General features: G+C 43.0%; 15 protein-coding genes. 13 read left to right on the forward strand and 2 right to left on the reverse strand.

From position 1 onward, the window contains the following. Positions 1-29: 29 nt before the first annotated feature. The 8 genes from ABD772_RS09810 (at position 30) to atpG (ending at position 5,770) form a co-directional block, all read left to right on the forward strand. Entirely contained in the window at positions 30-248 is a 219-nt protein-coding gene (locus ABD772_RS09810) for an AtpZ/AtpI family protein (RefSeq protein ID WP_345103382.1), read from the forward strand. Positions 249-286: 38 nt separating this feature from the next. Further along, positions 287-631 carry a hypothetical protein gene (locus tag ABD772_RS09815; RefSeq protein WP_345103384.1) on the forward strand — a complete coding sequence of 115 codons (345 nt, stop codon included), beginning with the start codon at positions 287-289 and terminating at the stop codon, positions 629-631. 32 nt (positions 632-663) lie between these two features. Next, complete coding sequence (atpB, locus tag ABD772_RS09820) at positions 664-1,731, forward strand: F0F1 ATP synthase subunit A (protein WP_345103386.1); 1,068 nt, start codon at positions 664-666, stop codon at positions 1,729-1,731. 45 nt (positions 1,732-1,776) lie between these two features. Next, the gene (gene atpE, locus ABD772_RS09825; RefSeq protein WP_345103388.1) at positions 1,777-1,983 is read left to right on the forward strand and encodes an ATP synthase F0 subunit C; all 207 of its coding nucleotides are present in this window, start codon (positions 1,777-1,779) and stop codon (positions 1,981-1,983) included. An 89-nt stretch (positions 1,984-2,072) separates the two neighbouring features. Further along, positions 2,073-2,564: a F0F1 ATP synthase subunit B gene (gene atpF / locus ABD772_RS09830; protein WP_345103390.1), complete on the forward strand. Its 492-nt coding sequence runs from the start codon at positions 2,073-2,075 to the stop codon at positions 2,562-2,564. Between the two features lie 83 nt (positions 2,565-2,647). After that, entirely contained in the window at positions 2,648-3,193 is a 546-nt protein-coding gene (atpH, locus tag ABD772_RS09835) for an ATP synthase F1 subunit delta (RefSeq protein WP_345103392.1), read from the forward strand. 35 nt (positions 3,194-3,228) lie between these two features. Further along, on the forward strand, positions 3,229-4,806 hold the full coding sequence (gene atpA / locus ABD772_RS09840; protein WP_345103394.1) for a F0F1 ATP synthase subunit alpha: 1,578 nt from the start codon (positions 3,229-3,231) through the stop codon (positions 4,804-4,806). Between the two features lie 79 nt (positions 4,807-4,885). Continuing rightward, on the forward strand, positions 4,886-5,770 hold the full coding sequence (gene atpG, locus ABD772_RS09845) for an ATP synthase F1 subunit gamma (RefSeq protein WP_345103396.1): 885 nt from the start codon (positions 4,886-4,888) through the stop codon (positions 5,768-5,770). Between the two features lie 107 nt (positions 5,771-5,877). Here atpG and purD read toward each other — a convergent pair whose 3' ends face one another. After that, positions 5,878-7,152 carry a phosphoribosylamine--glycine ligase gene (gene purD / locus ABD772_RS09850; protein WP_345103398.1) on the reverse strand — a complete coding sequence of 425 codons (1,275 nt, stop codon included), beginning with the start codon at positions 7,150-7,152 and terminating at the stop codon, positions 5,878-5,880. Between the two features lie 72 nt (positions 7,153-7,224). On the opposite strand from purD, the gene ABD772_RS09855 reads away from it, so the two are divergent. From ABD772_RS09855 to ABD772_RS09875, 5 genes are all read left to right on the forward strand, one after another. Continuing rightward, positions 7,225-8,040: a hypothetical protein gene (locus ABD772_RS09855; protein ID WP_345103400.1), complete on the forward strand. Its 816-nt coding sequence runs from the start codon at positions 7,225-7,227 to the stop codon at positions 8,038-8,040. Positions 8,041-8,161: 121 nt separating this feature from the next. Next, positions 8,162-11,473 carry a preprotein translocase subunit SecA gene (gene secA / locus ABD772_RS09860; RefSeq protein WP_345103402.1) on the forward strand — a complete coding sequence of 1,104 codons (3,312 nt, stop codon included), beginning with the start codon at positions 8,162-8,164 and terminating at the stop codon, positions 11,471-11,473. A gap of 320 nt (positions 11,474-11,793) precedes the next feature. Further along, entirely contained in the window at positions 11,794-12,198 is a 405-nt protein-coding gene (locus ABD772_RS09865; protein ID WP_345103404.1) for an SPOR domain-containing protein, read from the forward strand. Next, a complete protein-coding gene (locus ABD772_RS09870) occupies positions 12,191-13,375 on the forward strand; it encodes a M20 metallopeptidase family protein (RefSeq protein ID WP_345103406.1) in 1,185 nt (394 codons plus the stop codon). Before ABD772_RS09865 ends, ABD772_RS09870 begins: the two co-directional genes overlap by 8 nt. 303 nt (positions 13,376-13,678) lie before the next feature. Beyond that, complete coding sequence (locus tag ABD772_RS09875) at positions 13,679-14,599, forward strand: hypothetical protein (protein WP_345103408.1); 921 nt, start codon at positions 13,679-13,681, stop codon at positions 14,597-14,599. 175 nt (positions 14,600-14,774) lie between these two features. Here ABD772_RS09875 and ABD772_RS09880 read toward each other — a convergent pair whose 3' ends face one another. Beyond that, entirely contained in the window at positions 14,775-18,041 is a 3,267-nt protein-coding gene (locus ABD772_RS09880; protein WP_345103410.1) for a S41 family peptidase, read from the reverse strand. Positions 18,042-18,283 lie beyond the last annotated feature (242 nt).

The raw sequence follows: 18,283 nt of genomic DNA on the forward strand, positions 1-18,283 counted from the left end.
TTATGCAATAGGATTTAATAAATTTGCGGATGTCAAAAAACGAATCAAACAATAATACCGACAGGGGTGCCCTGGCAAAATTTACAGGTATTGCCTTCCAGATGGTTGCGGTTATTGGCTTATTTGCATTCGCCGGTTATAAAATTGATGAAGCTGCCAGTCACCAAACCAAATGGGTGACCGCAATTCTGTCGCTCATCGGGGTGTTTATTTCATTGTACATTGTTATCAAATCCATAAAAAGTTGAAGCTGCCCGGCAAAATATTATCGTATTTATTATTTGTTATGATTTTAGCTGCGCTACCGCTGTGGTTGCACTATAGCGGCCATGCCGAGCTGCTAACGACTCATTTCTGGTTGCTTTTTTCCTTTTTATCGGCGCTTACACTGGTAGTGGTTATTGCGGTAATAAAGGGCCAGCAAATTAATGCCGAAAGGGGTTCTCAAGTGTTTTTGGCAGCTACGGTTTTTAAGATACTGGCCTGCCTTGTTTTTGCCCTTGTTTTCTTGCTGAAAAACAAGGTAAACAAGCCCATTTTTGTGGCTGATTTTTTTTATATATATTTCTTAAATATGGCCTTTGAAGTTTATACTTTGTTGCGTAACTTGCGCAACCAAAATTTAAGGTAAAAAACTTCATTTTGATGTATAAAAAGTCGATTTTGAACTCAAAAAAAATTAAGCAATTATTATTTTCTGCCGTTTTAATAATGGTTTCTGTTTGGTCGCTGCCGTCTTTTGCACAAGAAAAGGAGCATAAAGCAGAGGAGAAATTTAATCCGAAGGATGTGATCTTTGAGCACATTGGCGACTCGCATTCATGGCCTGTATTTGGCGATGTGATATTGCCCCTGCCTGTTATTTTATATACTGATAAGGGGCTGGAGGTATTTTCATCAGCAAATATCCGCGAAGAGGAAGTTAATGGTAAGCCGGAGAAAAAAATATATCAGGGCAAATATTATTCATATACAGCCGAACATGATAAGGTAGCTGTTGTGGACGCCGCCGGAAAAGTAAACGAAGAAGCCAGCAAAAAAATCCTGGATTTTTCTATCACCCGTAATGTAGCGAGCATGTGGCTGGGAATGGCAATACTACTGATTGTATTTTTAAGCATGTCATCGGCTTACAGAAAACGTAGCGGCAAAGCACCCAAAGGAGTCCAATCTGTATTGGAGCCGCTGGTAATGTTTGTGCGCGATGATGTGGCTATCCCTAACATCGGTGCCAAATATCAAAGGTTTATTCCATTACTGTTAACCATGTTCTTTTTTATCCTGATCAATAATCTGTTAGGATTGGTGCCTTTCTTCCCTGGAGGTTTCAACCTTACCGGTAATATTGCGGTAACCATGGTTTTGGCACTAATTACCCTGGTTGTAGTTAATGTGAGCGGTAACAAATACTATTGGAAACATATTTTCGCTCCTGATATCCCCCTTTGGTTATATATCATCATGGTTCCGGTTGAGATCATTGGTATCATTTCAAAGCCATTTGCGTTAATGATCCGTTTGTTTGCTAACATCACTGCGGGGCACATTATCGCGCTTAGCTTAATATCACTGATATTTATATTTAAAACATTGTGGGTTTCGCCTGCATCAGTATTGTTTGTGGTATTTATGGATGTCATAGAACTGCTGGTTGCGTTTTTGCAAGCCTATATTTTTACGATGCTTACAGCGCTGTTTATAGGCATGGCTGTCGAAGAGCATCATCATTAATCTGAATTAATTATCTATTAATATACACGTTTAAATTAACAAACAATGACTGGAAGTATTGCTGCAATTGGTGCAGGTTTAGCTGTAATAGGCGCCGGTATCGGTATTGGACAAATTGGTGGTAAAGCCGTTGAAGGTATTGCCCGTCAGCCTGAAGCTGCATCTAAAATCCAAACTAACATGATCATCGCTGCTGCACTTGTAGAAGGTGTGGCTCTGTTCGCGGTGGTTGTTGCCATGATTGGTGGCTAAAAAACTAAAAGAACAACCCGGAGCGGTTGGCACCGGGTCTGTTCTTTTTTTAATTATTTAAACACGATAAACATTATAAGATATATAACATGGAATTAGTTACCCCACATATTGGATTGGTTGTTTGGACAACGGTGTCATTCCTTATCCTGCTAACCATATTAGGTAAATTTGCCTGGAAACCTATCCTGGGTGCCATTAACGAGCGCGAGCGCTTTATTGAAGACGCTTTATTAAAAGCCGAGGCAGCTAAAGAAGAAATGTCTCGCCTTACCAATGAGAACGACGCTTTGTTAAAACAAGCCCGTGCCGAGCGCGATGTAATATTAAGTGAAGCTAAGAAGCTTAAAGATCAGATTATTAGCGAAGCTAAGGATGCTGCACATACAGAGGGCGCACGCATGATAGAGTTGGCTCGTATCGAGATCAATAACCAGAAGGCTATTGCCATGGCTGATGTTAAAAACCAGGTAGCGACTTTGTCATTAGAGATTGCAGAAAAGGTATTGAAAGAACAATTAGCCGATCAGCAAAAACAAAACGAGTTGGTTAGCCAGCTTTTAAAAGAAGTGAAATTATAAGATTAGTGATTGGAGGTTGGTGATCAGAGATTAGTTAAGTCTCACATCTCAAATTTCATGTCTCACATCTCATTAAAGAAAATATGTCAGAATTAACGGTAGCATCCAGGTACGCCAAATCAATCATTGATCTTGCACAAGAGCAAAACGCACTTGAGGCGGTAAATAATGATGTGGTGTTTTTCCTGAAAACCTTAAAGGCAAACTCGCAGTTGGCTGCGGTTTTAAGTAATCCTATCATATCGCACCAAAAAAAGCTGGCGATCCTTACATCGTTGTTTGGAGATAAAATGAACAAGTTTACCATTGAGTTCTTTAAACTGATGATAAACAAAGGCCGCGGAGATGTTTTATATACAACCGCTCATGAGTTTATTAACCAGTATGATGTGTTAAAACACATTACTCAGGCTTCTGTGGTATCTGCTACCCCATTGTCGGATGAAAATAGAGCTAAAATTTTGGCTGAAGTAAAAGCTAGTGTAGGTGGCGAGGTGACACTGGAAGCCAAAGTTGACCCGTCATTGATCGGTGGTTTTGTATTAACCGTTGGCGACAGACAGATAGACACCAGTATTGCAAGTAACTTAAGGAAATTGAAAAAGAACTTTGCTAAAGGCATTGTTTAATAATTACGTAAAAATCTCAAAATTTAAATAAAACTATGGTAGAGGTAAGACCAGACGAAGTATCAGCCATTTTGCGTCAGCAGTTGGCAGGTTTCAAGTCAGAATCTGAATTAGAAGAAGTGGGTACGGTACTCCAGGTGGGTGACGGTATTGCACGCGTCTATGGTTTAACAAAAGTACAATCGGGCGAGTTGGTTGAGTTTGACAACGGCTTACAAGGGATCGTGTTAAACTTAGAAGAAGATAATGTTGGTGTTGTATTATTGGGCCAGTCTGACGAAATTAAAGAAGGTGATACTGTAAAACGTACCAACAAAATTGCCTCTATTAGAGTGGGTGAAGGTATGCTTGGCCGTGTTGTGGATACTTTGGGTAACCCAATTGACGGTAAAGGCCCGATATCTGGCCAAACTTACGAAATGCCTTTAGAGCGTAAAGCTCCGGGTGTTATCTATCGTCAGCCGGTAACCGAACCACTGCAAACCGGTATCAAAGCTATCGATGCGATGATCCCTATTGGTCGTGGTCAGCGTGAGCTGGTAATCGGCGACCGTCAGACCGGTAAGACTGCGGTTTGTATCGATACTATCATTAACCAAAAAGAATTTTATGAGGCCGGCAAACCGGTTATCTGTATATATGTAGCTTGCGGCCAAAAAGCTTCAACCGTTGCAAACATCGTTCGCGCGTTAGAAGAAAAAGGTGCAATGCCATACTCAATTATTGTGGCTGCAAATGCGTCTGACTCTGCAACCATGCAGTTCTTTGCACCATTTGCAGGCGCCGCTATCGGCGAGTACTTCCGCGATACAGGGCGTCCGGCTTTGATCGTTTATGATGACTTGTCAAAACAAGCGGTGGCTTACCGTGAGGTGTCATTATTATTGCGTCGTCCGCCGGGCCGTGAGGCTTATCCAGGTGACGTATTCTATCTGCACAGTCGTTTATTAGAGCGTGCTGCTAAAATCAATTCAAACGATGCGATTGCTCAGTCAATGAACGATTTGCCAGAATCTATCAGAGGTATCGTTAAGGGTGGTGGTTCATTAACTGCTCTTCCAATTATCGAGACGCAGGCAGGCGACGTATCTGCATATATCCCAACCAACGTAATTTCAATTACAGACGGGCAGATATTCTTAGAGTCAAACTTGTTCAACGCAGGTGTTCGTCCGGCTATCAACGTAGGTATCTCTGTATCACGTGTAGGTGGTAACGCGCAAATCAAATCAATGAAGAAAGTAGCGGGTACCCTGAAACTAGACCAGGCTCAATACCGCGAGTTAGAAGCTTTCTCTAAATTTGGTTCAGATCTGGACGCTTCAACTAAAACCGTACTGGACAAAGGTGCACGTAACGTAGAAATTTTGAAACAAGGTCAGTATGCACCGGTAACTGTTGAAAAACAAGTTGCTATTATTTACTTAGGTACTAAAAACCTGATGCGTAATGTACCGGTAAACAGAGTGCGCGAATTTGAAAGCGAATTTACCACGCAGTTAGAGCAACGTCACCCCGAAGTACTTGCAGGTTTAAAAGCAGGTAAGTTTGACGATTCATTAACAAGTGTACTCGAAACAGTTGCAAAAGAACTGGCAGCGAATTATAATTAATAGTAAGCAGTCTAAAGTCTTAAGTCCCGAGTTGGTAGACTTAAGACTCAAGGCTTTGGACTTAAGACTAAAGCAATAAATGGCTAATTTAAAAGAAGTAAGAAACAGGATAAGCTCGGTTAATTCAACCCAGCAGATTACCAAAGCTATGAAGATGGTTTCGGCTGCTAAGCTGAAACGCGCTACAAACGCTATTGTTGAGCTGCGCCCTTATGCTAAAAAGCTTAAAGAGCTATTATCAAACTTATCTGCGAGTGTAGAGGACGGGTCATCGCCATTTTTACAGCAGCGCGAACCGGTGCGTGTATTGGTGGTGGCAGTTACTTCAAACCGTGGTTTGGCCGGTGCTTTTAACTCGAACGTTATCAAAACCGTTAACAACCTGATTGCTGAGAAATACAGCGAGCAGTTTAAGGCCGGTAATGTTTCTATTGTTGCTATCGGTAAAAAAGCGCAGGAGTTTTATGAGCGTCGTAAATACAATGTTATTGGTAACAATAATGAAGTTTACAACGATCTTAATTTCAATACCGTATCGGCTATTACTGAATCAATTATGGAAGGTTTCCTGAAAGGCCAGTATGACCGTGTGGAGATTGTTTATAACCACTTCAGAAACGCCGCCGTACAATTTTTGATCACTGAGCAGTTATTGCCTGTACCAAAATCAGAGCAGGAAGCTGAAGCTAAAAGCGCTAAACAGATCGACTATATCCTTGAGCCATCTCAAAGCGAGATTGTTGAGCAACTGATCCCTAAAAACATTAAGATACAATTGTATCGTGCAGTTTTAGATTCGGTAGCTTCTGAGCACGGCGCTCGTATGACCGCTATGGATAAAGCAACAGAAAACGCAGGCGACCTGTTGAAAGCTCTTAAACTTTCATACAACCAGGCCCGTCAGGCAGCAATCACCACTGAGCTTACCGAGATAGTAAGTGGCGCTGCAGCGTTGTCAGCATAGTAGTATCCACTAATGTATAAACAGAAAGCCCGTTTCATTTAGAAACGGGCTTTCTTGTTTTATAATTTGTCATTGCCACGCTTCGCTCCCAATGACAAGTGACTATACTATATCAAATCAAACCCAATGTCTTTCCTGAAATAACAGCCATCATAATAAATACGGCTGGCATCGGCGGTGGCTTGTTGCAGGGCATCGAACATATTGTCGCGCAATGCCGTAACCATCAGCACCCGGCCACCGGTGGCTAAAACATCCTCGCCGCTTTGGGTGGTGCCGGCTTGAAATACATGCGACCCCCGTACATTCTCAATACCGGTGATTGGCCTGTTTTTCAGGTATTCGCCCGGATAGCCGCCAGCTACGCATACAACAGTAGCCGCAACTTTATCAGATACTGCAAAATCAACTTCACGTAGAGTTCCGTTGGCTACGCCCAATAACAGGTCAACCAGATCAGCCTCTATACGTGGCAGTACGCTTTCGGTTTCCGGGTCGCCCATACGGCAGTTGTATTCAATCATATATGGGTCGCCACCGCAGTTCATCAGCCCTATAAAAATAAAGCCTTTGTAAGGAATGCCTTCCTGCTTTAGTCCGTTTACGGTTGGAATGATGATACGATCCTCAACTTTTTTGATAAAGGTTTCATCGGCAAAAGGTACCGGAGAAACCGAACCCATACCGCCGGTATTTAAACCCGTATCGCCTTCGCCAATACGTTTATAATCTTTGGCCGACGGTAATATTTTGTAGCTGCCGCCATCAGTCAAAACAAAAACGGATAATTCAATACCACTCAAAAATTGCTCAACCACTACCTTAGCGCTGGCTGCACCAAATTTAGCTTCAGTAAGCATGGCTTTTAGCTCTTGTTGCGCTTCTTCGAGCGAGGTGCAGATCAGCACGCCTTTACCGGCAGCTAATCCGTCGGCCTTCAATACAATGGGTAAGCCGATAGTTGGCAGATAAGCTAAGCCTTCTTGTAAAGTATCTGCAGTGAAAGTTTGCGATGCCGCCGCCGGGATGTTATGGCGGGCCATGAATTGTTTCGAAAAATCCTTACTACCCTCCAGTTGCGCCCCCTCTTTCTGCGGGCCGATAACTGGAACACCTTTAAGCTGATCATCCGCCAGGAAAAAATCATGTACACCGCGTACCAATGGTTCCTCGGGGCCAACCAGTACCAGGTTAATGTTGTTACTCAGAACGCATTGCTTAATAGCCTCAAAATCATTTACGCCGATGTTTACGTTGGTGCCGTACTGGCTGGTACCCGCATTACCGGGAGCAATAAACAATTTGTCGCATTTTGGGCTTTGAGCTAATTTCCAGGCGAAGGCACTTTCCCTTCCGCCCGAACCGAGGATCAGGATATTCATGGCCGCAAAGATAATTATTTGGTGGTAGGATATAATATTTTATAAATTAGATGAAATGAACCTGCATCACCTATGAAGTGCCAGTTTTTTTTAGTCCTCTTTTTATTAGTTTTATCACCAGCCGTATTTGGACAATTTACTGGCGACTCCTATAAAGATGCCAAGATTAAAGGCAAAGTAGACAGTGTCATTGAAACCAGATACTTAATTGATAACGATACAACGGATAGAAGCCGTTTTGATAGGTTTGTTTATATATTCAACGAAAAGGGCCGGATAGTGAAATCCACAGAACATTCTATGAATGGCTATTTTACATTGATAACAGTTTATAGTTATGATGATAAGGGTTATATTAAAGAAAAGCGCATTGATGAAAAAGATAAAAAGGTTGATACGCTTAGCCCCGTTTCAATCACAACTTTTACTTACGCTGCAAATCATCAGTCGGTTAAAGCCGACCGCCGTCAAACTTCTAAGAATAAGCCCGATTTCCTGACTGATTTTACGGTTAGAATTGATCTTGACAAATCGGGAAAGAGACTCAAGGACAGTTCTTTCTATTTTGGAACATCTCAGATAACACACCGGCACAACTATCGCTATAACACTAAAGGTGTTCTTGTTGAGCTGCGTGACGCTGAAGGGGCTTTAGGTATCATACCTTCTAAAACGTTTTTTACTTATGATGATAACGGTAACTTAGTCAAAGAAACGCGTATGTCATATCGCGGATATTACAATAAACCGCAAGCGCTTATAAAAACGTATATCCGTATATACACCTATCCCAAAATAGATAGCAAGCATAATTGGCTTATCAAAAATGAATACTTTGAAGGCAAGCTGGATAGGATAACAGAGCGCCAAATTACCTATTACAAATAGCCAACCTTTAACCTTTTTCTCCTTTAACCTTTCACCTCAAAAATGTACCTTTGCCTGTCATAATGACTTTAAAAATACAATGGCTTAATTATTGAGTTCGAGCCATTATATAAAACCAAATATGTTAAATTTTATAAGTAAGCTTTTCGGAAGCAAATCAGAACGCGATGTAAAGGCCATTATGCCTTTAGTTGAGAAGATAAAGGCAGAGTTTGCCAAGCTTGATCAGATAACTAACGATGAGCTGAGAGCCAGAACTATAGCCTTTAAAGAGACTATTAAGCAAGGGCTGGCATCAATAGATGAAGAGATACAGTCTATAAAAGACCAAACCGAAAACAACCCCAATATGGATGTTCAGGAAAAGGTTGAGCTGTACACCCAGTTAGATAAATTACAAAAAGACAGGGATAAAGAGCTTGAAGTTATCCTGTTAGATATATTGCCAGAGGCCTTTGCAGTAGTAAAAGAAACTGCCCGCAGGTTTACCGGTAACCCAACTGTTGAGGTTACTGCTACCGAGTTTGACCGCCATTTAGCTGCTAAAAAGAGTAACGTTATTATTAAAGGCGATAAAGCCATACACCATAACACCTGGATTGCTGCCGGTAATGAGGTAACCTGGAATATGGTACACTATGATGTTCAGCTGATTGGTGGTATTGTATTGCACCAGGGTAAAATATCAGAAATGGCAACTGGTGAAGGTAAAACGCTGGTAGCTACATTACCTGCATACCTGAACGCGCTGGCCGGACAGGGTGTGCATATTGTAACCGTGAATGATTACCTGGCACGTCGTGACTCTGAATGGATGGGCCCATTATATGAATTCCACGGTTTATCTGTAGATTGTATAGATAAGCATGAGCCAAACGGCGAGGAGCGTCGTGCTGCTTACCTGGCAGATATTACATTTGGTACCAATAACGAGTTTGGTTTTGACTACCTGCGTGACAATATGACACGCAGCCCTGAAGAACTAGTGCAACGTAAACTACATTACGCCATGGTGGATGAGGTTGACTCGGTATTAATTGACGATGCCCGTACGCCTTTAATTATATCAGGCCCTGTGCCACGTGGCGATGAGCATGAGTTTTATGAGTTAAAACCACGCATCGAGCGTTTGGTTAACGCGCAGAAAGCTTATATCAATACCGTATTAAACGAAGCAAAAAAAGCTCTCGCCGAGGGCAAAACCGGTCCTGACGAAGGCGGCATGTCATTATTACGTGCTTATCGTGGCTTGCCCAAAAACAAGGCTTTAATCAAGTTCCTGAGCGAGGGTGCTAACAAGCAAACCTTATTAAAGAGCGAGAACTACTATATGCAGGATCAAGAGAAAGAGATGCATAAAGTTGATGCAGAGCTTTATTTTGTAATAGACGAGAAACAAAACTCGGTTGAACTGGCAGAGAAAGGTATAGAATTGATCACCGCATCAGGCGAAGACCCTAACTTCTTTATAATGCCTGATGTAGGTACTGAAATTGCCGAGATTGAAAAATCTGATCTGTCTGCCGAAGACAAGATCGCCAAAAAAGATGAGCTGATGCGCGATTTCTCTATCAAGTCTGAGCGTATCCACTCGGTTAACCAGTTATTAAAGGCTTATACCTTATTTGAGAAAGATACTGAGTATATCATTGACGAGGGTAAGGTTAAGATAGTTGACGAGCAGACCGGCCGTGTACTGGATGGCCGCCGTTACTCTGATGGATTGCACCAGGCTATCGAAGCTAAAGAGAATGTGAAGGTAGAAGATGCTTCGCAAACTTTTGCAACCATCACCCTGCAAAATTATTTCAGGATGTACCACAAGCTTTGCGGTATGACAGGTACTGCCGTTACTGAAGCAGGCGAATTCTGGGAAATTTATAAGCTGGACGTTGTTGAGATACCAACCAATACGCCAATAAGTCGTTCTGATAAAGAGGATTTGGTTTACCGCACCGTTCGCGAAAAATATAATGCAGTTGCTGACGAGATTGTGAAACTGACAGAGGCCGGTCGTCCGGTACTGGTAGGTACAACTTCTGTTGAGATATCAGAATTACTAAGCCGTATGCTTAAACTACGAGGTATCAAGCATAATGTATTAAATGCCAAAATGCACCAGAGAGAGGCCGAGATTGTTGCCGAAGCCGGTACTACCGGCACGGTGACCATTGCTACCAACATGGCGGGTCGTGGTACAGATATCAAGTTAGGTGCTGGTGTTAAAGAAGCCGGAGGTTTAGCTATTGTAGGTACCGAGCGCCACGAGTCGCGCCGCGTCGACAGACAGTTACGTGGTCGTGCAGGTCGTCAGGGCGACCCGGGTTCTTCTCAGTTCTTTGTATCGTTAGAGGATAACCTGATGCGTTTATTTGGCTCAGAGCGTATATCAAACCTGATGGTGCGTATGGGTATTGAAGAGGGTGAGGTGATTCAGCACTCCATGATATCAAACTCTATTGAACGTGCCCAGAAAAAGGTCGAAGAAAATAACTTTGGTACCCGTAAACGTTTGCTGGAGTATGACGACGTTATGAACTCGCAGCGTACTGTGGTTTATACCAAACGTAAAAACGCACTATTCGGCGAGCGTTTGGACGTAGATTTGAATAACACTGTTTTTGATGTTGTAGAGGATGTAGTTTCTGAGTACAAAGATATGAACAACTACGAAGGTTTCCGCCTGGAGATCATTCGTCTGTTCTCTGTCGATCCGGATATTACGCAAGATGAGTTTTCAGGTACCTCTGTAAACCCGTTAACTGATAAAGTATTTGCCGAAGTAACGGAATTTTATAAACGCAAATCAGAAAGCATTGCACAACAGGCTTACCCTGTATTAAAAGATGTTTATAATACTCGCGGTAACATAATCGAGAGCATTGTTGTACCATTTACTGATGGTATGCGTGGCTTACAGGTAGCTGTTCCACTAAAAAAGGCAGTGGAAAATAATGGTATTGAGGTGATTAAATCATTCGAGAAAAACGTTACGCTGGCCTTGATCGACGATGCCTGGAAAGAACACTTGCGTGAAATGGACGAGTTAAAGCAATCTGTACAAAACGCGGTTTACGAACAAAAAGATCCACTCTTAGTTTATAAATTTGAAGCATTTAACCTGTTCCGCTCTATGTTAGCCACTGTTAATAAAGAGATGGTAAGTTTCTTGTTCAGAGGTGGTATTGCCGTGCAGCAATCGGCCGGCGACGTACAAGAGGCTAAACCTCAGCCAAAAACCGATATGCGCCAAATGCGCACCTCAAAACCTGAGATGGTTGGCGATGGCGGCGGTTTACCTGGATTTGAAGACACCCGCGAACCGCAAAAAGCTACTCCTATACGTGTCGAGCAAAAAATAGGTAGAAATGACCCCTGCCCTTGTGGCAGCGGTAAAAAATATAAAAGCTGCCATGGCATAGGCCAGGCGTAGTTATTTAATTTGTCATCGCGAGCGTAGCGTGGCGACCGCAAGGAGAAAAGAATAAAGCGTGCGATTGCTTCGTTCCTACCATGACAAAAAAAATAACATTGTCATCTCGAGCATAGCGAGAAAATCTATATATAGACATACACACATGCTCAGCATGTGTATAGATCTCTCCTGTTGGTCGAGATGACATCAAAATTATTGTCATTGCACCTTAGAGTCCTATCGGATTTTATTACTCGCAATGACAACAGTAAAATATGATGAAAAAAGCACCAGTTTATAGCGCACTTATTAGCCATATAATCGGGTGCTTTTTTTTTATGTCTATGTTTTTCGCTACAGCCGCCCACGCCCAAACCCGCGGAACAGTTGATGTAGTAAAAGACCCGCGTATTGACACGCTGGCTGCCCGGCGCTCTACCTTAAAAGTTGCAGGCGCTCCCGCAGCAGTGTATTCAACTTCGGGGTACGGCTATAGGGTGCAAATATATAATGGTTCAAGCCGTAAGGAGGCTTATAATGCACAAGCCCGGTTTGTTGAAGAATTTCTGGGCACCCGCACTTATATTAGTTATACTGTGCCCAACTATAAAGTTAGGGTAGGCGATTTCAGAACCCGTCTTGAAGCCGAAAAATTATTACAAGAATTAAAAGGTAAATTTACCAGCCTTTTTATCATATCAGGTAAAATCAACCCACCAAAAATATCTACAGGAAATGATTAAACAAAAGATACAAGAACTTTCTAAAAGCCTTTTTAATGAAGTGATTGCCAATCGCAGGCATATTCATAGCCATCCTGAGTTATCTTTTCATGAGGTTGAAACGTCAGCTTTTGTTGCTAAAAAACTGGATGAATTGGGTATTGGCTGGGAGCGCATGGCCGACAATGGGCTGGTAGCTTTAATAAAAGGCGAGAAACCTTCTGATAGGGTGATTGCCCTTCGTGCTGATATGGATGCGTTGCCAATTTATGAAGCTAATGATGTGCCCTACAAATCGCAAAACGAAGGGGTAATGCATGCTTGCGGCCATGACGTACATACCTCGTCATTGTTAGGCACAGCAAAAATTCTGACTGAATTAAAAAGCGAATTTGGCGGTACTGTTAAATTGATTTTCCAACCTGCCGAAGAAAGGCTGCCGGGTGGCGCAAGCCTGATGATTAAGGAAGGCGTGCTGGAAAATCCAAAACCAGATGCCGTATTAGGCCAGCACGTAATGCCTTTGATTGATGCCGGTAAATTTGGTTTCCGTGCAGGTAAGTACATGGCCTCTACTGATGAATTGTATGTTACCGTAAAAGGCAAAGGCGGCCATGGTGCCCAACCTCAACAAAATGTCGATCCGGTGATTATTACTGCACATATATTGGTAGCATTGCAACAGATAGTAAGTCGCTTTGCCGATCCTAAAAACCCTACCGTATTGTCCTTCGGTAAAGTGATTGCTGAAGGCGCAACTAATGTTATTCCAAACGAAGTAAAGCTGGAAGGCACTTTCAGGGCATTAAACGAAAAATGGCGGGCCGAAGCTCATATTAAAATGAAGAAGATGGCCGAAGGTATAGCCGACGCCATGGGCGGCAGTTGCGAGTTTAATATCATGAAAGGTTACCCCTTCCTGATCAATGAGCCTAAGCTCACCAACGAGACCCGCGCACATGCCGAGGATTACCTGGGCAAAGAAAACGTGGTCGACCTGGATATCTGGATGGCCGCAGAGGATTTTGCATACTACTCTCAGGTTTCTGATGCTTGTTTTTACCGCATGGGCACCCGTAACGAAAGTCGCGGAATCACCTCGGCCGTACACACCCCAACATTTGATATTGAAGAAACCGCGTTAGAGCAAAGCGTAGGTTTGATGGCTTATCTGGCTATTAAACAGTTGGGTAATTAATTGAATGTAATCTGAGCGCTGCTGTCATCCTGAGGCACTCAAAGCATGAGGGAAGGCCTTTACGCTCACCCTTCGAGAGCTTCAGAATGACACCAATTTTAATGCTAAGATCTCCGTTTCTACCCATGACAAAAAGTAAGGTTGTCATTTCGAGCAGAGCGAGAAATCTATACACGGACATTCACACCATGCTTAGCATGTGTATAGATATCTCCCTACGGTCGAGATGACATACACAAAATATTGTTATTGAACCTTCAGGGGCACGGATTTTATAACTCAGCAATAAATCGTAAATTGATTATGATCAAAAAAAGCTTATTAGCTCTGTTCTTCATGCTCTGCGCTTTCAATCTTAAAGCGCAGCAAAGTAATCTTAATAAAGACACTGTACTTAATGTAGTAATTGATTCGGTCATCAATATCCGGTCACATCGTTTAAATGCTCAGGACTTTATCGACGCAATACTGGCGGACACAGGTTTTTATAAAGCCTTTCGTAACATGAAACGGTATGGCTTTACTGCCGCTAACGACATTTACACTTACGATAAAAAGAACCGCGTAGACGGCGAAATTCATCGTCGCATCAGGCACACCATTGTAGCCGGCAAACCTAAAACCGAATATCTTTTTAAACAGGACAAAGGCAACGTATACAAGCACAACGGTAAATATGAGTTATATACTGTCGAGATGTTTGATTACATCTTTAATAATGCTTACAACTCGGGCTTCTCAGCTGCCGACCCGCTGGCTGGGGTAGGTAAGAACGGTTCTTACAAAGACAAACTTAAAACACTCATCTTTACGCCCGGGCGTAAGGTTACTGGCATTCCGTTCATCAGCGGTAAGACAGAGATTTTTGGACGTGATATGCGTCAGTTTTATTACTACGAATTTGCCCGCGGTAAATATCTGGATACTATACCGGTATATCGCTTTAAAGTGATCAAAAAGCCAAGCGTTGCCGATGGAGATGTCGTGATCCGCGAACTGACCACTATCTTCGATATGCGTACATTTAAAATACTGGGTCGTTATGTAGATATGAAATACAGCAACCTGTTTTTTGATTTTGATGTCAGGATGAACATCGAACTGCTTCCCTTTAACGGCGAATTACTGCCGGCTAAGATCAGCTATCAAGGCAGTTGGAACGTGCCATTTCACAAAGAGGAGCGAGCCAGTTTTTTGATTGTGCAGAAGGATTATCATAAATAGAACATATATATCTACGAGGTAAAGGGGCTCTCATGCTCATGCCCGAAGCATAAGCGCCGGCCTCTCAAGTATTAATAAACCCTGCACTTACCCTTCGAGCCTCAGGGTGACAGCCAAGTGCTTATAATAAAAAGCCCAACCATTACCGGCTGGGCTTTTTGGCATCGGTAACGTCTTATTTTCCGCCTACTTCTTTCAGCATTTCTTTTACGGCAGCTTCCAGTTGCTGGTCGTCGCCGGTTAATACGTTGTTATAGTCGTTAGTTACCCTGATATCCGGTTCTAATTCATGGTTCTCTGTCGGGTGGGTTTCATTAATGCCCCAGCTCGATATCATTGGTATACCAAAAGTTATCGAATTATCGATCTGGTTTTCCCACCAAACAGCGGTACCGGTACCGGCAACCGGCATGCCTATAAGTTTACCTATGCCCAACTCTTTATAAGCATACGGAAACATAAATGCATCGGAATAATTCCCCTCGCTTATCAGTACGCAGCTTGGTTTATCCCATTTATTGGCCGACTCACCGCCGGTAGTTTTATGTCCCTGCGGGCGCAGGTCAAAATAACGTTTACCACTTAAAAAGGTAACCAATTCATCGTGCAGCCAGCCGCCACCGTTAAAGCGGGTATCAACTATCAATGCTTTTTTGTTAATGTTTTTACCTAACACTTTATCGAAGGTAACACGGTAGCTTTCTTCGTTCATGCCCTGTACATGTACATAACCTACTTCGCCATGCGATAAACTATCAGTCAGGTGCTCCATTTTACGTACCCAGCGGTCATACAGCAAATTGTTTTCGGCACCGGCACCGATGGGTTTAACAGTTTCATTGTAAGTTGCTTTTGAGGCCGGGTCGTGGAAAGTAACCAGCGTATATTTACCGGCCTTGCCATTCAGTAATTTAGACCAGTCGTCGTCGGCTGTAATAGCATTTCCGTCAATCTTGTCAATTACATAACCACGTTTCATGTTGGTTTTGGCTATCGCGAAAGGTCCGCCGGTGATGATGTCTTTTACCACCAGGCCATCGCCGCCTTTTTGATAATCATAAATCAGGCCCAATGCTGCGGTGCGTTCGCCGTCGGGAAAGCTTGCTGAATAAATGCCGCCTGTATGCGATACGTTAAGTTCGCCAAGCAACTCGCTCAACAGCACCTGGAAATCGTAGCCATTGCTAACGTATGGTAAAAACTTTTTGTAGTTCGCAGTATAGTAAGCCCAATCTGCACCGTTTAGTTTAGGGTCATACAGTTTTTTAGGCACCTCTTTGCAAGCGTGGTCATAAATGTATTCGCGCTCTGCCGCCGCATTCAGTGTAAAGGTTGAATTAATAGGCACAGAACTTACTTTGCCATCGTCAACACCAATGCGCATAATGCCGCCGCCGGACAGCAGAAATAACCACTTTCCGTCCTTGGTCATTTCTAACGATCCACCTCCCGAATTGATCTCAGCAAGGATGCGGGTTTCGTGTGTGCGTGTTGAAAGTACCCAGAGATTGTATCCTTTATCGAAGCGGGCCAGATAGTAGAGCTTTTCGCCGTCTTTTGATAGTTTTGAATCGCCGATATGTGTTGAAACTGTGGTCAGGCGTCTGGTACGGTCTTCCAGGTTGTCCAGGTTTGGTACAAATTCAGGAACAGCTGGCGGCGTGATTTTTTTCTTTTGCGCTCTGGCAATGCTATCTGCCTTGGCTGCAGCTTTTTTAATGTCGACAGAATCGCGTTTATCGATCTCTGTCTTGAGACCCAGATCTTCTTTGCTCAATTCAAATTTGTCCCACGTTGCCTGGTCAAAGAACATGGCATAAATGTCGCCCTGAGCACCGCGGCTCAGGTTTTTCATGCCTTGTTTATCGCTCACCCAGTACATCATTTTATCGTTCATGCCAAACTGCGGATTGTTATCATCAAAGCCGCTTTCAGTAAGGTTAACACGGCCTTTCGAGCCATCCGCCTTAATTAAAACAATCTCGCTGTTGCCCAATGCATTAGCTTCTGACGATTGTGCCAAAATGTATTTGCTGTCTGCCGACCAAACAAAGTTCTGATCGCCATCGGCATAAGAATAGTTAACGCCTTCTGGTAATATGTCAATTGATTTTTTGCTGGCGATATCAAACACCTTAATTACATTACGCTCTTCCAGGTAAGCTATCTTTTTGCCGTCAGGCGATGGAACGGGTTCAAACTCATCTTTGTCGGTTGCAATAACAGGCTCAGTATTTAATGTAGTAGCGGCATAAAAATAAGGTTCGCTTTTGCTGGCGATAGTGACTTTATAAATATCCCATGATTTTTTGTTTTCAACCGAATAGATAATGCTTCTGCCATCGGGCGCAAATTTGATCATGCGCTCCTGGTAAGGCGTGTTGGTTATTCTTTTTACTATACCGCCCTCGGCAGCAGCGGCAAATATTTCACCGCGGTAAACAAAGGCAATTTCCTTACCGTTGGGCGATACTGCCATTTCTGAAGCGCCGCCCCTTACGGTTACGTTTTGGGTTTGATCGGCATTAAAATCTGCATTGATATCAATGGTAACCTTTTGCGGTTGGCCGCCTTCTTTAAGGGTGTATATTTCGCCGTTTTGGGTAAAGGCAAAAGTGCCGTTTTCTGCACGGGATAAATTACGTACTGGGTTTTTTTCGAAGGTGGTGAGCTGATTGATCTTGTTAATATCAGCTTCGCTTGAGCTGAAAAGGTTTTGATTACCGTTGCGCTCGCTCAGGTAATAGAACGTGCCGCTATTACCCCAAACCGGCTCGCGGTCTTCACCTTTATAGGTTGATACCTTAGTGTAAGTATTGTTTTTGGTGTTATATATCCAGATGTCGCGGGTTATGCCGGAGGTGTGGTGTTTACGGTAGGGGTTTTCATAGCCTTTGCTATCCTGAAAGATAAATTTATCGCCGGTTTTGTTAAAATGTACAAACTCGGTACCGGCCGAGTTTACCATAATACTGCGACCGCCTTTAGCCGGTACCTTATACAATTTGATAAAGTAGCCGTCCTCTGGAAAACGGACTGAACTTACTACGTCATGACGGCGGCTGCCGAAATAAATAGTCTCATCATCGGCCGAAAACTCATTGGGTATATCCCTGCTTGAATCAAAGGTAATTCGTTTGGCCATACCGCCATCGGCAGGCATCGTATAAACGTCAAAATTACCATAGCGGTCGGACGCGAAAGCAATGGTTTTGCCATTGTGGCTCCAAACCGGGTATCCGTTGTATGAGCTGTTGATGGTTAATGGTATGGCTGCGCCACCTGTGGCAGCTACCTTAAACAGGTTGCCTTTAAATTCAAAGGCTATCCAATTGCCGTCAGGCGAGATAGCCGGTTGCTGCATCCACATGGCGTGAGTTTGGGCAAATGAGTGGCACGCAGCAATGCCAATCATCAGCATAATCAGTGAGAACTTTTTCATTATGATAAGTTAATTTCAAGGTGTAAGATAAGTAAAACCAGATGATGTTACAACAGCCTTGGATGGACTTTAAAACTTTAATTTGCCCCGGGGTTTTGAATAGCGGGGAAAGTTGCCTTTAACTAAGGCGTATTGCCGGTATATCAGATGTATCACCTGTATCATGCTACAGTACAATACTTTTTGAATAAATCTGTCATGTTGTCATCTCCTTTAGATTAGCTTCAATAATGATAATAACC

It is taken from the genome of Mucilaginibacter panaciglaebae, assembly GCF_039539265.1.
Taxonomy (GTDB): domain Bacteria; phylum Bacteroidota; class Bacteroidia; order Sphingobacteriales; family Sphingobacteriaceae; genus Mucilaginibacter; species Mucilaginibacter panaciglaebae.